The sequence below is a fragment of the Mycolicibacterium pyrenivorans genome (assembly GCF_025821625.1).
GTDB classification, from domain to species: Bacteria; Actinomycetota; Actinomycetes; order Mycobacteriales; family Mycobacteriaceae; genus Mycobacterium; species Mycobacterium pyrenivorans.
Map to the genome: position 1 here is coordinate 149,782 of NZ_JACKSH010000050.1, position 14,518 is coordinate 164,299.

A 14,518-nucleotide genomic window follows, 5' to 3' on the forward strand; every position below is an offset into this window, starting at 1 on the left:
CGCGACTAGGGCGCGACCGGTGGCGCGTCGACCGGCGCGGGCGGCAGAGGCGCCTGCGGTCCTGCGGGCATCCCCGCCGGCGGCCTTGCATCGGCGACCATGGGCCGCTGCGTCAGCAGCAGCAGCGCGTCGCCGCCGCTGACCTCCTGGGTCTGCATGGCGTGCCACAGTTCGCGCAGGTACGTCAGCCGTGGCTGGGGCGGCGCCACCCGGGCGGCGCTCGTGCCCGGTGGGGGATTGTCGGGGCTCAGCAGGTGGGGCACGCCCTCGGCGACGGGGGCGGCGGCATCGCCTGCGAGCGGTTGCGCGGGGATCTCGGCGGCCAGCGGGGCCATGGGTGCGGCAGGCAGGGGTGCCGGGACCGGCGGCGGCGGTGGAGCCGGCTCGGCCATGGCGGGTGCTGCGGCGAACGTCAGCGCTGCGAACGCTGCAGCCCCGACGATGGAAACGGTCTTCGTGTCGAATCCGAACTTCACCGAGCCCCCTCCGGGTTTCGCGGTTGCGCTGCTTTCACTGGATGCATCCGTCTGGGTACAGAAATCGTTACACCGCCGAGCCCGGGAGTCCAGCGCCCGCGGAGGCTTCTGCTGGACACTTCCCTCAACTTGTCTCGCCGAGGCCCCTCCGTGGTGTAGCAATGCGGTTACGGCCCCTCGACGGTTAGGAGCAACGCATGCCGACTCCCGCCCTCCCGCCCGGATTCGACTTCACCGACCCCGACCTCAACCGGGAGCGGTTACCGGTGGAGGAACTCGCCGAGTTGCGTCGCTGCGCGCCGATCTGGTGGAACGAGCAGACCGCAGGCGGGGCCGGGCCTTTCGGTGACGGCGGCTACTGGGTGGTGACCAAGCACCGCGACGTCAAGGAGATCTCCAAGCGCAGCGACGTGTTCTCCAGCCTGGAGAAGACGGCGCTGCCCCGATACCCGGAAGGCTCCACCGCGGAGCAGATCGAGACCGGCAAGTTCGTCCTGCTGAACATGGACGCGCCGCACCACACGCACCTGCGCAAGATCATCTCGAGGGGTTTCACCCCACGGGCCGTGGAACGGTTGCGTGAGGATCTCAACGAGCGGGCCCAGAACATCGCCAAAGCCGCAGCCGCCGAAGGCTCCGGCGACTTCGTCGAACAGGTGTCCTGCGAACTGCCGCTGCAGGCGATCGCGGGCCTGATCGGCATCCCGCTGGAGGATCGCAAGAAGATCTTCGACTGGTCCAACGAGATGGTCGCCGACGACGACCCGGAGTTCGCGCACCACGACGGACGTAATGCGGCGACCGAACTGATCATGTACGCGATGCAGTTGGCGGCGGTCCGGGCGAAAGAGCCGGGCGAGGACATCGTCACCAAGCTGATCGAGGCCGATGTCGACGGACACAAGCTCTCCGACGACGAGTTCGGGTTCTTCATGGTGTTGTTGGCGGTGGCGGGCAACGAGACGACCCGCAACTCGATCACCCACGGCATGATCGCGATGGCCGAGCACCCCGACCAGTGGGACCTCTACAAGCGGGAACGCCCGGTCACCGCGGTGGACGAGATCGTGCGGTGGGCCACGCCGGTGACCTCGTTCCAGCGCACCGCGCTGCAGGACTACGAACTGTCGGGGGTGCTCATCAAGAAGGGGCAGCGGGTCGTCATGTCCTACCGGTCGGCGAACTTCGACGAGGAGGTCTTCGACGACCCGTTCTCGTTCAACATCCTGCGAGACCCCAACCCGCACGTCGGCTTCGGCGGCACCGGCGCTCACTACTGCATCGGCGCGAACCTGGCCAGGATGACGATCGAGCTGATGTTCAACGCGATCGCCGACCACCTCCCCGATCTCGCCGCGGTCGGCACCCCCGAACGCCTGCGGTCGGGCTGGCTCAACGGCATCAAGCACTGGCAGGTCGACTATCAGGGGGCACCGACGAGTTCGGCCTGACGGTCGTCGTCGAGTTCCGGGTTGCTCAGACCCTCCCCGCCGAACTCGGATAGTCGATGATCGAGCGCCAATAGTCTTCGGGGATCTCGGCGTTCGACCGCAGCACCATCGCCAGCCCGGTCGCCATCGCGACACCCAGCAGCCCGAGCCACAGGCCGGCGAGCCCGATGGCGACCCACGCCACCGTGGTGAGGGCCTGCCACGGCGAGAGGATCGCGAGCACGGGTGCGAAGAAGAAGCCGGCGCCGATGTACCACGCCGAGCCCGCGCGGTCGCAGATCAGGACGAAGCGCAACCAACCCGGGATATTCGGCGGTGATTCGACCTTCTCGAGGTTGCGCATCGTCGAGCCTTTCTCGCGTGGTACCTCCACCGTGCCGCGCATAGGTAAGCGGCGCAATTACCTGTGAGGTAGTGGTCGAGTGAACCCGGTGCGGTCACACTGGGCGCATGACGACTCTGGACGCGCACACCGGAAGGTCGGGGACGTTCGGCACGATGATGCGTCGCTGGCGGCTTCGGCGCCGCCTCAGCCAACTCGACCTCGCCATCGAAGCGGGTGTCTCCGCGCGGCACGTCAGCTTCATCGAGACCGGACGTTCGAGTCCGAGCAGGGCGATGGTGTTGCGGTTGGCCGCGGCGCTGGATGTGCCTGCGCGCGAACAGAATCGGCTGCTCGTCGCCGCGGGACTGGCTCCGGTGTACGCCGAGCGGGCACTCGACGCGCCGGACATGGCGGCGGTGCGGGCCGGGGTGCAGCGCGTGTTGGAGGCCTTCGACCCGTATCCCTGCGTCGTGGTGGACAGGGGATGGTGGATCGTGCAGGCCAACCCGGGCGTCGCGGTGCTGCTCGACGGTGTCGCACCGTCCCTGCTGGAGCGACCGAATGCGTTGCGGATCGCGTTGCACCCCGACGGTCTGGCACCGCGTATCCGCAACCTCGCACAATGGCGGACCCATCTGATCGAGCGGCTGCGACGCGAGGTGGCTTCGAGCGACTCCCCTCAGCTCGGTGAACTGCTCGACGAGATCGACTCGTACCCGGGCGGATACGACGACACCCACGATCTGGGCGGCGTGGCGGTCCCGCTCGAACTGGACACCCGCGACGGACGACCGTTGCGGTTCCTGAGCATGGTGACGACGTTCGGCACCGCGCTCGATCTCACCGCCGCAGAGTTGAGCATCGAGGCGTTCCTGCCCGCCGACGACCACACCGCCGCGGCACTGCGCTGAGGCCGGCTTGTCGATCGCGGCCCTCATCGGCGCCACCCATTCCCGAACACAAAGGCATTCCGGTCGGACGGGAGCGCCGCAGCGCATAGAGTCGGGCGCCATGGAGACCCGACACTTCGTGGTGGCAGCGGCCATCGGCAGCGCCGTCATCCTGGGCGGCTGCTCGACACCGGAACCGGCCCTCGGCGGCACGACGGCGAAGGTGACCATCGACGGAAACGACACCGGCGGCGCGCTCCCGGTGCGCTGCAATCAGTCGGGCTGGACGTGGTACATCGAGACCCCCGGCAAAGAGAACGGCTTCACCGCGGTGCTGGAGACGGGCGGTTCGGTCACGCCGACGTCCGTGGAATTCCGCGGCCTCGGCGGGTTCACCGGCACCTACTGGGCCGACAACATCGGCGAAGCCGAGGTGACCGGCGCCGAAGGCAAGTACACGATCACCGGTTCGGCGGACGGCAACTTCACCGACGATCCGATGGAGGAGGTCACGGCGAAGTTCAGGATCGAAGCCGATTGCTGAGCAGACCGCTCAGGCCTGAACGATGATCGGGTCGCCCAGTCCCACGGTGTCGAAGTACCAGGCGGCGTTGTCGGGGCTGAGGTTGATGCACCCGTGGCTGACGTTGGCATAGCCCTGTGAGCCCACCGACCACGGTGCGGAGTGCACGTAGACGCCGCCCCAGGTGACGCGGACGCCGTACTCCCCCTTGATCAGGTAGCCCTCGGGATCGTCGAGCGGAATCCCGATGGTGCGCGAGTCGAACGTGACGTTGCGCTCCTTGCTGAGCGCGGTGAACCGTCCGACCGGGGTGGGGTACTTGGCCTTGCCCATCGAGGCGGGCATCTGCCGGGCGACTTCCCCGTCGATGCTCACCGTGAAGGTGTAGGCACTGATGTCGGCGACGCTGACCACCGACGCTCCCGTCTGAAAGCTGGTCTGGAAGCCGCCGACGGAGACGCCGATCGGTGTGTGGGCGGGGAAGAACTCCGTGGGGGTCCACTCGACGACATGATCGTCAAGCCAGGTGAACGATCCGGTCGCCGGGCCGGACGTGCCCGCGGGGGCGACCGAGATCGACCGTTCCACCGCAGCCCTGTTGTCGACGGCACCGGTGAACGTCACCGTCACCGGATGGGCGACCCCGACCGTCTCCCCTGCCGGTGACACGCCCGCGACCGTCACCGGGATGGTCGACCCGGCCCCGGCGGCGGCGGCCGGTCCCACCGTCAGCAGCCCGGCGCACATGACGAGAGTTCCGGTCGCGGCCGCGAGGCGACGCGCGGCCGCGCGCCAGGGTGGAGTTCGCTGTAGGCGAGCGCTCAGCACGTTTGCCATCCTAGTTCGTCGTCGGTCCGGCGCGGCGATGACCGCCGCGCGGCGAATTCGGTTTCGCCTCTTCGGTGACTATCGAATTCCCATGTCGGAACGTTTCAATCCACGGCCGTGGCGGCGGCGCGGTGAGCAGCCAGCAATGTGTAGCCCAGCGCGAGCACGCACGCGGCCAACCCGGCGACGTTGGCCACGACGGTCGCGGTCCCGACGGTAGCCGGGTCGAGGAAGTAATACGGTGCGCGTCGACCGAACCTGTTGAGCACCAACAGCGCCAGGGCCAGATACCCGGCGGGATACATCAGCCAGGCGAAAGGCTGCCACCACGAGACCCTCGCCGTTCCCCGGCCGACGAGCAGCCAGTCGGTCAGTGCCAGCACCGGCACCACGACGTGCAGCAGCAGGTTCGCCGGTGTGTAGCCCATGCTGTGGCCGGTGAGGAACAGGTTCCAGACGACGCCGGCGATGACGACGTACAGCACCACCGCGCCGCGCAGGCCCACCCTGGCGTCGGCGCGCGGCGCCGCCAAGGTCCACAGGTAGTAGCAGGCGGCGAGCAGGTTGGCCTGGTATGTGAACGTGATCAGGCGCCACCACACACCGCGTTCCGAGGTCACCGCCACCACGGCGACGGCTGCCATGACCGCGGCGATGATCGCGACCCGCAAGGCGACGCGCAGCAGCGGACTTCCGGGCAGGGCGACGGGCAGGCTCACCTCAGCGAGGGTAAGCGCTGCGGCCTCACGGTGCTGCGGACGCTACGGCGGCGGCGGAGGAGGCGGCGCGACGGGCGGCGGAGGCGCCTGCGGCGCAGGCACGGCCGCCGGTTGCTGATCGTCATCGCGGGACAACCGCTCGCGGATCCGCTGAAGGATGCCGGGGCGTTCCTCGGGCACGGGTGGCGGCGGCAGCACCTCGGGGACAGGCAACGCCGGCGGCGCGGCCGGGACGTCGGGCTGCGGCAGCGTGACGTCGGCGGGCGGTGCGGCCTCGGGAAGGGGTGCCTCCTCGACGATCGGTACCGCCTCGACGACCGGTGCGACGTCCGGAGGCGGGACCACCGGTGCCGCCTCGGGTGCGGGTGGTGGTGGTGCCGCAGGGGCGGGTGCCCGGACCGCCGCCGGTGTCTGGACCGACGTCTCGGCGGCGGGGCGAGGCTGCGGGGCGGTCCGCTCGGGGGTGGTCTGCAGTGCCAGTGCCGCGGACGCCGACACCACGAACGTCACGATCCCGGCGGCCAGCATGGCTGCCGGACCTCTCTTCGCGATGCGCCTGCCTGCGGTGGGGTGCGTGCCGGAGGCAGTACGCTCCCCGCCTGCGTCGAGGCCGAACGTGAACTCCGCGCTGCGTGCGCACGCCAGCGCCGCGCCGCGTGCCAGCGCGAGTTGCGCCTCGGCGGGGGTCACCACCGGGACCGCCAGCGCCTCCTCGAGGACCGGCAGCAGCCCGTCGAGGTCCTCGGCGGAGCCGACGAGCACCAGCGCCTCGGGTTCCCAGTCGGCCTTGGCGAACACCGCACTCAACCAGCCGACGAGGTCCTCTTCGGTGACGATGCTGTGGTTGACCGCGGTCTGCACGGCGCCTTCGTCGGTCTGGACCACCAGCGCGATGAGCTGTTCGGGCTCGATCACGCACACGGCCGTCGTCTGGTAGCCGGTGGCCTCGGCGATCCCCCGCGCCAGCGCGTCGGTCGCTTCGGACAGTCGCACCGGGACGACGTTGTCGAAGCCGGAGTCACTCAGCGATGTCAGCAGCAGCGACGCTTCGGTGTCGGCGTCGTCGCTCCAGGTCACGCCGATGGAGTGCACCCGTTGTCCCCGGCCCGCGGCGATCGCCTCGGTGCGCAGCACCGCCGCCGCGGCCTGCTCGGACGTCTGGAGGGCACTGCGTGCGCAGACCTCGAACCCGACGCCGTCGGTGGCCACACCGTCGGCGTCCTGCCCCTCCACCAGGACGAGGCCGACGGCAGACGGCGTCACCGACAAGCCGAGCACCGCGTCCACGAACCACTCCTCCTGGCGTCCACGACCCCCTACGGGTCATGTGACGAAATCCCGGGTGACCCTACCCGCTGCCCGCCCGGGATCGCACACCTGTCGAATCGGCTGGGACCGTCACGCCGCCAGGATCTGCGCGAGCAGATGCGGTTCGATGTTCCCGCCCGACAGGATCATCACCGTCGGCCCCGGCGGAGTCGGGCCCTGACGATAGGCCGCCAGCGCCACCGCGCCGCTGGGCTCGCTGACCAGGTGAGCGTTAAGGGCGAGTTCGCGGACCGCCGAGCGGATCTCACTCTCGGACACCGTGATCATCCCGTCGAGGACCTGTTGCAGATGCGCGAACGTCAACTCCGACGGTTGCGACCGCAGGCCGTCGGCGATCGTGCGATTGCGGTCCTCGATCGGCCAGTCCACCCGGTGGCCGACGCGCAGTGCCTCGGTGGTGTCGGCGGCGAGTTCCGGTTCGACACCGAAGATCGTGGCCTGCGGGCACAGTGCCCTGATCGCGGTGCCGATGCCCGACGCCAGGCCACCCCCGCTGACCGGGATGAGTACGTTGCGTACCCCGGGCAGATCCTCGGCGATCTCCAGGCCGATCGTTCCCTGCCCGGCGATGACGTCGGGATGGTCGAACGGCGGGATCATCACACCGCCGGTCTCGGCTACCACCCGGGCCGCGACGGTCTCCCGCTCCCCCGCCGCGCACAGCACGACGCGCGCCCCGTGCTCGCGGGTGGCGTGCACCTTGACGTTCGGGGTCTCCTCGGGCATCACGATGTGGGCGGGCAATCCGTATATCGCCGCCGCGTAGGCCACCGCCTGGGCGTGGTTGCCGCTCGAGTACGCCACCACCGCGGGGGGCGTCACCCCTGACTCGCTGAGGGCGGCGATCGCGTTGAACGCACCGCGCACCTTGAACGCGCCGATCGGTTGCAGGCTCTCGGGTTTGACCCACAGCGGTCGCTCGGCGTCGCCCCACCGCGCCGCCAGCAGCGGGGTGCGCACGACGTGGGGGCGGATCCGCTCGGCGGCCGCCCGGATGTCGTCGATCGTCACGAGGTCCATGGCCCCAGTCTCGTACACACCGTGGCTAGGGTGATCGGCGTGAGCGCGTATTCGCTGCCGATCGTCCCCCGCTACGCCGAAGTGGACCAGCAGGGTGTCGTGTTCAACGGTCACTACCTGACGTGGTTCGACGAGGCGTGCACCGGCCTTCTCGATCACGTCGGCGTCGCCTATCCCGACCTGATGTCTGCGGGCCTCGACTTCCAGGTGGTGCACAGCGACATCGACTTCCAGGCGCCGGTCCGGTGGCGTGACGAGGTTCGGGTCACCGCGGAATGCACCCGGATCGGGACGACGAGTTTCACCGTCGAATTCGGCGTCTGCAGCAGGACCGCGGGAGGCGCCGAGTTGGTCGCCGTCCGCGGGAGCAACGTCTATGTCGTGGTGTCGATCCAGGACTGGACGAAGCGGCCCGTTCCAGAAGTGCTGCGTGCTGCGTTGAGTTCGAACGGTTCACAGCGGCGCTGACCGGTACGGTCGTGCGCATGGCCCACGAGCACGACCATCCCGAAGGCCGCAGGGAGATGCCACCGGGCATGGCGGAGCAACTCGACCTGCCGTACGCCGGCCTGGCGTCGTTCGGTCACCGGCCCTTCCTGACCGAGGTCGAACAACTCGAGGCCTGGAAGCCGGACGTGGCCGTCGTCGGTGCACCGTTCGACATCGGCACCACCAACCGGCCGGGGGCGCGTTTCGGCCCGCGTGCGATCCGGGCCACCGCGTATGAGCCCGGCACCTATCACATGGATCTCGGGCTGGAGATCTTCGACTGGCTGGAGGTCGTCGATTTCGGTGACGCCTACTGCCCCCACGGTCAGACTGAGGTGTCCCACAAAAACATTCGGGAGCGAGTCCACGCCATCGCCTCGCGCGGGATCGTCCCGGTGGTCCTCGGCGGTGACCACTCGATCACCTGGCCCGCCGCCACCGCCGTCGCCGACGTCCACGGGTACGGCAACGTCGGCATCGTGCATTTCGACGCGCACGCCGACACCGCCGACGAGATCGAGGGCAACCTCGCCAGCCACGGGACGCCGATGCGCCGGCTGATCGAATCGGGAGCGGTGCCGGGGACCCATTTCGTCCAGGTCGGGCTGCGCGGCTACTGGCCACCCCGGGACACGTTCGAATGGATGCTCGAGCAGGGCATGACGTGGCACACCATGCAGGAGATCTGGGAGCGGGGCTTCAAGGACGTGATGCGCGACGCCGTCGCCGAGGCTCTCGCCAAGGCCGACAAGCTCTACGTCTCCGTCGACATCGACGTGCTCGACCCGGCCCATGCGCCGGGCACCGGTACCCCCGAGCCCGGCGGTATCACCAGCGCGGACCTGCTGCGGATGGTTCGTCAGCTCTGCTACGACCACGACGTCGTCGGCGTCGACGTCGTCGAGGTGGCCCCCGCGTACGACCACGCAGAGCTCACCGTCAACGCCGCCCACCGGGTGGTGTTCGAAGCCCTGGCCGGGATGGCCGCCCGGCGCAGGGATGCCGCCAACGCCGAGCCGGGCCAGCCGGCGCTGTCTTACCGGGACGACCCGCCCGCGTCGCTCAACCCTTCTGGAGGGTGAACTGGCAGATGTCGGTGTAGCCGTCGCGGAACAGGTCCGCGCAGCCGGTCAGGTACTTCATGTAGCGGTCGTAGACCTCTTGGGACTGAATGGCGATGGCCTCGTCCTTCCGGGACTCCAGCGCCGCGGCCCAGATGTCGAGGGTCTTCGCGTAGTGCATGCGCAGCCGCTGTTCGCGCGTGAGCCGGAATCCGGCCTTGGTCGCGTGCTCCTCGACGGTGGTGGGCTTCGGCAGATCGCCGCCCGGGAAGATCTCGTCCATGATGAACTTCGAGAACCGCACGATGCTCATCGTCAGCTTCAAGCCGCGATCGGTGAACTCCTCGTCGGTGGGCTTGATGATGGTGTGCAGCATCATCACGCCGTCGGCGGGCAGCACCCGGTAGGCCATCTTGAAGAACTCGTCGTAGCGATCGCGCCCGAAGTGCTCGAACGCCCCGATCGAGACGATGCGGTCCACCGGCTCGTCGAACTGTTCCCAGCCCTGCAACAGCACGCGCTTCGATCGTGAGCCGTCCTGCTTGTCGAGAGCCTTCTGGACGTGTGCCTTCTGGTTCTCGCTCAGCGTCAGCCCGATCACGTTGACGTCGTACTTCTCGATCGCGCGCAGCAACGTGGCGCCCCAGCCGCAACCGATGTCGAGGAGGGTCATTCCCGGTTCGAGGCCCAGCTTTCCGAGCGACAGGTCGATCTTGGCGAGTTGCGCCTCTTCGAGCGTCGTGTCGTCGCGTTCGAAGTAGGCGCAACTGTAGGTCTGTGTCGGGTCGAGGAACAGCCGGTAGAAATCGTCCGACAGGTCGTAATGCGACTGGACGTCCTCGAAGTGTGGCTTCAGGTCCTGGGTGCCTTGGTTGATGTCTGGCAAATTACAAGCCTTTGAGATTCGGGATGATGGTCGATGGTCGATGGCCGGCCCCGCCCAGCTTGAGGGCCTGTCTCGTCGTCTGCGCAATTCACGCACACTACCCGACAGCCACCTCGTCAAGTGAATCACCAGGTCGCCTCGCCCAGCAACGGCCGACGGTGACGAGTCGGGAACGGTTCGCGCGGGCAGCGTCACTCTCTCGGCGGTCCCGGCGGTCCCGTGTTGCGTGGGTGCGGTGCGAACGGGTACACCGAAGCTCGGACTGCGCAGACGCAATCCGTACGTCACTGACCGCCCAGAGGGAGTGCCCATGACGACACCAGACCCCAACCCACTCGGTGACGCCGCTGAAGCCGACGTGGCCGAACAGCACCGCGCGGTCGACGACACCGACGAGGAGGTCTGGACCGACGCCCAGCGGGTCGCGGCGGACCGCGACTGGCAGGCCAGCGAAGCCGATCTGATCGAGCAGGCCATCGAGGTTCCCGAGGACGATTCGGACCTGGACCGCTGAGAGGAGCCCGACGATGCAGGGTTCGGTGACGGTGTCGATGGCGGCCCCGGCGGATCGGATCTGGAACCTGATCGCCGACGTCCGCAACACCGGCAAGTTCTCCCCGGAGACGTTCGAAGCCGAGTGGCTCGACGGCGCGACCGGCCCCGCGCTGGGCGCCCGCTTCCGCGGCCACGTGCGGCGCAACGAGATCGGGCCGGTCTATTGGACGACGTGCCGCGTCACCGCGTGCGACCCGGGCCGGGAGTTCGGCTTCGAGGTGCTCGTCGGCGACCGGGCGGTCAACAACTGGCACTACCGGTTGACGCCGTCGGGTTCGGCCACCGAGGTCACCGAGTCGTTCCGGCTGAATCAGAACGCGCTGATGTCCCTGTACTCGGTGCTCGGCGGCCAACTCCGAAGGCGCCGCAACCTCAGGGACATGCGAAAGACCCTGGAGCGCATCAAGGCGGTCGCGGAGGCCGACACCTGAGATTGCCGGCGGTCCGCTGCGGGTATCACGACACGGTGGGCGACGTGAGTGACGACACGGTCGATGCCGTCGGCAAGATGACCGAAGCGCTGGAGTTCGTCGAACGGGCCAGGGGTCACCTGTACTCGTTCCATCAGCTGATCGGTCATGCCGACCTGTTGCTCGGCGAGGCCTGCGACGCGTTGCGCGAGGCAGGCAACGACGCCGTGGCCGACCGGCTGGAGACCGACATGATCGGGCGCAACGTGCTCGAGGGTCGCTGGACCTTCCAGGTGGTCGAAGAGTTCGACGACACCTACTGGTCGCGGTTCCGCGACCACGAGCGCCGGGTGCGCGACGAACTCCTGGGCGGTGCGCGCCACCTCCACGAGGCGCGGATGAAGGAGCAGCGGCGCACTCACGGCAGAAAAGGTCATGAAGCCGGGCCGTGAGGCTACGCTGGGTCCGCATGGGTCTCAGAACGGGCGTCATCCGAACCAATGGGATCGCTCCACCGGATGTGCCGCTGGCCGAGGCCGACCTGGGCACCTGGGATTTCTGGGGGCTCGACGACGACATCCGCGACGGCGCCTTCGCCACGCTTCGCCGCGAGGCCCCGATCACCTTCCACCCTTCGTTCGTCGCGGACGGTCAGGCCGAGACCGCCGGACACTGGGCACTCACCCGCTACGACGACGTCTTCTACGCCAGTAGGCATCCCGAGATCTTCAGCTCAGCCCTCGGCATCACGATCGGCGACCAGACACCCGAACTCGCCGAGTACTTTGGGTCGATGATCGCGATGGACGACCCCCGCCACAGCAGGCTTCGCAACATCGTCCGAAGCGCCTTCACCCCGAGGGTCCTCGCCCTCATCGAGGACTCGGTGCGGCAACGCGCCCGCCGCCTGGTCGAGCAGATGGTGGCCGCCCACCCCGAAGGTCGGGGCGAACTCGTCTCGGAGCTCGCCGGCCCGCTCCCGCTGCAGATCATCTGCGACATGATGGGCATCCCCGAGCAGGACCATCAACGAATCTTTCACTGGACCAACGTGATCCTCGGCTTCGGCGACCCGGACATCGCCACCGATTTCGACGAGTTCGTCTCTGTCGCGATGGCGATCGGGGCGTACGCCACGCAGCTCGCCGAGGACCGCAGGGACAGTCCGGGCGACGATCTGACGACCAGCCTGGTCCGGGCGGAACTCGATGGCGAGCAGCTGACCTCGGCCGAGGTGGCGTCGTTCTTCATCCTGCTGGTCGTCGCGGGCAACGAGACCACCCGCAACGCGATCAGCCACGGCATGCTGGCGCTGAGCCGATATCCCGAACAGCGTGATCTGTGGTGGGCGGACTACCACGCGCTCGCCCCGACCGCGGTCGAGGAGATCATCCGGTGGGCCTCCCCTGTGGCCTACATGCGTCGAACCACGACCCGCGATGTGGAGCTTTCCGGCGTGAAAATGGCTGCGGGAGACAAGGTCACGCTCTGGTACGGCTCGGCCAACCGCGACGAGTCGAAGTTCGCCGATCCGTGGACCTTCGACGTCCGCAGGCACCCCAATCCGCACCTCGGCTTCGGCGGGGGCGGGGCCCACTTCTGTCTCGGTGCCAACCTCGCCAGGCGTGAGATCACGGTCGCATTCGAGGAACTGCACCGTTGCGTCCCCGACATTCACGCCACCGAGGAACCCGCCCGGCTGCATTCGGCGTTCATCCACGGCATCAAATGTCTGCCGGTGTCCTGGAGCACCTAGGAGCGTGGGTCAGTAACGCTTCGAGGGGGTCGGGGCGTCGAATGTGCACATAGATCGCGTTCGAGGTGATTTGCGTGATCTGTGTGCACGCTACTAGGAGCGTGGGTCAGTAACGCTTCGAGGGGGTCGGGGCGTCGAATGTGCACATAGATCGCGTTCGAGGTGATTTGCGTGATCTGTGTGCACGCTGGCACGGTTGTGCGCGATAACCCGCCTGGTAGCTCTGACCGGGCGTGACGGTGCTTGCTCAGTGGGCGGGTAGGGCGGATAGCCCGGTAACTCCGATGTGGCCGTGCAGTTTTCGCAGGTTGTGACAGGCGGCAAGCAGTAGCCATTCCCCGCGGGCCTGCTCGAACCCACGCAGCAGGAGATGTTTAGCGTTCTGCAGGGTCGACATTTGACCGAACACCGGTTCCACGATGGCCTTGCGGCGGGCATACGCCTGCTGGCCTTTTTTGGTGGTGAGCTTGCGGGCCATCCGCTGCTTTGTGGTCGCGCCAGCGGGGATGCGTCCGCGTGGGGGAACCGGTGGCGGGTCATCGCGGCGACGACGACCGGGAGCGATGAAAAACTCGGTGCCGCAGGTCGCGGTGAACTGTGCGGCGGCATCGAGGTTGGCGGTACTGCTGTACCCGGCATCAGCGAGCATCTGGGCGGGAATGGCGCCGGTGTTGGTCACGGTCTGGGCGGTCATCGGCAGGAGCGTGGCCACATCGGAGGCATTGGTGCCCAGCTCAGCGGCCACGATCACCTGATGATCGCCGTCCACGACGGCCGCAGCGTTAAAGCACTGATGGAAGGCCCCGTCCCCGGTGAGCATGATCTTCGAATCGGGGTCGGTGAAATTGCGTTGCGCCTTCGGTTTCGGGACGGCCGCAGCAGCCGCAGCGGCACCCTTGGCGGCGGCCGTGTCATCGTCATCACCACGGTCTTTGGACTTGTGTTCGGCTTCCTCGCGGGCCGCATCGGCAGCGTCAGCCTCCAGGGCGGCCTTCGCAGCTTGGATCGCGGCCAGCCGGGTTTCACGACGGGCCAACTCTGCGGGCAACTCATCACCGCGGCGGTTCTTACCGAACTTCTTGTCCTCGGCCTTATCGATGCGTTCGGCCTCGGCCAGCAGTGCTGAGACTTCGCCGGCGAGGGCTCTTTCTTTCTCGGTCATCCGGGCATAGCTCATGGCTTTGCGTTTGGAGGCATTGGCTCGCAGCTTGGTGCCATCGAGTGCGACGCAGCCCAGGCTGACCATGCCCGCGGCCTGGCAGAGCGCCAATGCTTGGACGAACAAATGCCCCAACGCCGACAAATGACGTTTACGGAACCGGGCGACCGCCCGATAGTCGGGGCCCGCTCCGGCGGCCAGCCAGCGAAATGGCACGTCATCGACACATTTGCGTTCGATGGCCCGCGAGGAACGCACCCCGGTGGTGTAGCCGTAGAGCAGGATCCGCACCATCAGCCGCGGATCATAGGGCGGACCACCGCGGACCTCGGTATAGGCGGCGTGGATTCGGGACAGGTCCAGATGCTCATCGACCAGATCTGCGATGAACCGGACCAGGTGCTCGGCCGGTAGCCAGTCATCCAACGATGGCGGCAACAACAAGTCTTGATCCGGGTTGAACGGGCGAAACGTCTTATCCACCGGCGCCTTCGGCGCCACAGAATGTGATTCCAGCCGCTGTTCGGGATCTACCTCGAACAAACCGTCGGCATCGAGATCATCAGGCACACCCCATGATCCCCTACACCCGCCACCGGCCCAGGCACCCCGCCCGGCGTGTTACTGACCCACGCTCCTAG

The 14,518-nt window shown here is 67.8% G+C and carries 17 protein-coding genes; 9 read left to right on the forward strand and 8 right to left on the reverse strand.

Translation table 11 applies throughout. The features are described 5' to 3' along the window. Window positions 1-5: 5 nt before the first annotated feature. Complete coding sequence (locus tag H7I57_RS07625; RefSeq protein WP_264022771.1) at window positions 6-476, reverse strand: hypothetical protein; 471 nt, start codon at window positions 474-476, stop codon at window positions 6-8. A gap of 197 nt (window positions 477-673) precedes the next feature. On the opposite strand from H7I57_RS07625, the gene H7I57_RS07630 reads away from it, so the two are divergent. After that, a complete protein-coding gene (locus H7I57_RS07630) occupies window positions 674-1,927 on the forward strand; it encodes a cytochrome P450 (protein WP_264022772.1) in 1,254 nt (417 codons plus the stop codon). Between the two features lie 25 nt (window positions 1,928-1,952). Here the strand turns inward: H7I57_RS07630 and H7I57_RS07635 are convergent, their stop codons facing one another. After that, window positions 1,953-2,270, reverse strand: a complete 318-nt coding sequence (locus H7I57_RS07635) for a hypothetical protein (protein WP_264022799.1) — start codon at window positions 2,268-2,270, stop codon at window positions 1,953-1,955. A gap of 107 nt (window positions 2,271-2,377) precedes the next feature. Here H7I57_RS07635 and H7I57_RS07640 point away from each other — a divergent pair, with 107 nt between their 5' ends. Together H7I57_RS07640 and H7I57_RS07645 are read left to right on the forward strand one after the other, a co-directional pair. Further along, window positions 2,378-3,163, forward strand: coding sequence for a helix-turn-helix domain-containing protein (locus tag H7I57_RS07640; protein ID WP_264022773.1), 786 nt, complete (start codon window positions 2,378-2,380; stop codon window positions 3,161-3,163). A 100-nt stretch (window positions 3,164-3,263) separates the two neighbouring features. Next, window positions 3,264-3,686, forward strand: a complete 423-nt coding sequence (locus H7I57_RS07645; RefSeq protein ID WP_264022774.1) for a lipoprotein LpqH — start codon at window positions 3,264-3,266, stop codon at window positions 3,684-3,686. Between the two features lie 9 nt (window positions 3,687-3,695). Here the strand turns inward: H7I57_RS07645 and H7I57_RS07650 are convergent, their stop codons facing one another. The 4 genes from H7I57_RS07650 to H7I57_RS07665 form a co-directional block, all read right to left on the reverse strand. Beyond that, window positions 3,696-4,412, reverse strand: coding sequence for a L,D-transpeptidase (locus H7I57_RS07650; protein WP_264022800.1), 717 nt, complete (start codon window positions 4,410-4,412; stop codon window positions 3,696-3,698). Between the two features lie 185 nt (window positions 4,413-4,597). After that, entirely contained in the window at window positions 4,598-5,212 is a 615-nt protein-coding gene (locus H7I57_RS07655) for a Pr6Pr family membrane protein (protein WP_372510143.1), read from the reverse strand. 42 nt (window positions 5,213-5,254) lie between these two features. After that, window positions 5,255-6,499: a DUF7159 family protein gene (locus H7I57_RS07660; protein ID WP_264022775.1), complete on the reverse strand. Its 1,245-nt coding sequence runs from the start codon at window positions 6,497-6,499 to the stop codon at window positions 5,255-5,257. Window positions 6,500-6,610: 111 nt separating this feature from the next. After that, window positions 6,611-7,561 (reverse strand): threonine ammonia-lyase, encoded by a 951-nt coding sequence (locus H7I57_RS07665; protein WP_264022776.1) that lies wholly within the window; start codon window positions 7,559-7,561, stop codon window positions 6,611-6,613. Between the two features lie 39 nt (window positions 7,562-7,600). Here H7I57_RS07665 and H7I57_RS07670 point away from each other — a divergent pair, with 39 nt between their 5' ends. Together H7I57_RS07670 and speB are read left to right on the forward strand one after the other, a co-directional pair. Beyond that, window positions 7,601-8,029: an acyl-CoA thioesterase gene (locus H7I57_RS07670; protein ID WP_264022779.1), complete on the forward strand. Its 429-nt coding sequence runs from the start codon at window positions 7,601-7,603 to the stop codon at window positions 8,027-8,029. Between the two features lie 17 nt (window positions 8,030-8,046). After that, window positions 8,047-9,132, forward strand: a complete 1,086-nt coding sequence (gene speB, locus H7I57_RS07675) for an agmatinase (RefSeq protein WP_264022780.1) — start codon at window positions 8,047-8,049, stop codon at window positions 9,130-9,132. Here speB and H7I57_RS07680 read toward each other — a convergent pair. Beyond that, window positions 9,113-9,997, reverse strand: a complete 885-nt coding sequence (locus H7I57_RS07680) for a cyclopropane mycolic acid synthase family methyltransferase (protein ID WP_264022781.1) — start codon at window positions 9,995-9,997, stop codon at window positions 9,113-9,115. The genes speB and H7I57_RS07680 overlap by 20 nt on opposite strands. Before the next feature lie 310 nt (window positions 9,998-10,307). On the opposite strand from H7I57_RS07680, the gene H7I57_RS07685 reads away from it, so the two are divergent. From H7I57_RS07685 to H7I57_RS07700, 4 genes are all read left to right on the forward strand, one after another. Beyond that, window positions 10,308-10,511: an Rv3202a family protein gene (locus tag H7I57_RS07685; protein WP_264022782.1), complete on the forward strand. Its 204-nt coding sequence runs from the start codon at window positions 10,308-10,310 to the stop codon at window positions 10,509-10,511. A gap of 13 nt (window positions 10,512-10,524) precedes the next feature. Continuing rightward, on the forward strand, window positions 10,525-10,983 hold the full coding sequence (locus tag H7I57_RS07690; RefSeq protein WP_264022783.1) for an SRPBCC family protein: 459 nt from the start codon (window positions 10,525-10,527) through the stop codon (window positions 10,981-10,983). 77 nt (window positions 10,984-11,060) lie between these two features. After that, a complete protein-coding gene (locus tag H7I57_RS07695; RefSeq protein ID WP_264022802.1) occupies window positions 11,061-11,414 on the forward strand; it encodes a hypothetical protein in 354 nt (117 codons plus the stop codon). A 17-nt stretch (window positions 11,415-11,431) separates the two neighbouring features. Then, entirely contained in the window at window positions 11,432-12,718 is a 1,287-nt protein-coding gene (locus H7I57_RS07700; RefSeq protein WP_264022784.1) for a cytochrome P450, read from the forward strand. A 247-nt stretch (window positions 12,719-12,965) separates the two neighbouring features. Here the strand turns inward: H7I57_RS07700 and H7I57_RS07705 are convergent, their stop codons facing one another. Beyond that, on the reverse strand, window positions 12,966-14,360 hold the full coding sequence (locus H7I57_RS07705) for an IS1182 family transposase (RefSeq protein ID WP_443678327.1): 1,395 nt from the start codon (window positions 14,358-14,360) through the stop codon (window positions 12,966-12,968). Window positions 14,361-14,518 lie beyond the last annotated feature (158 nt).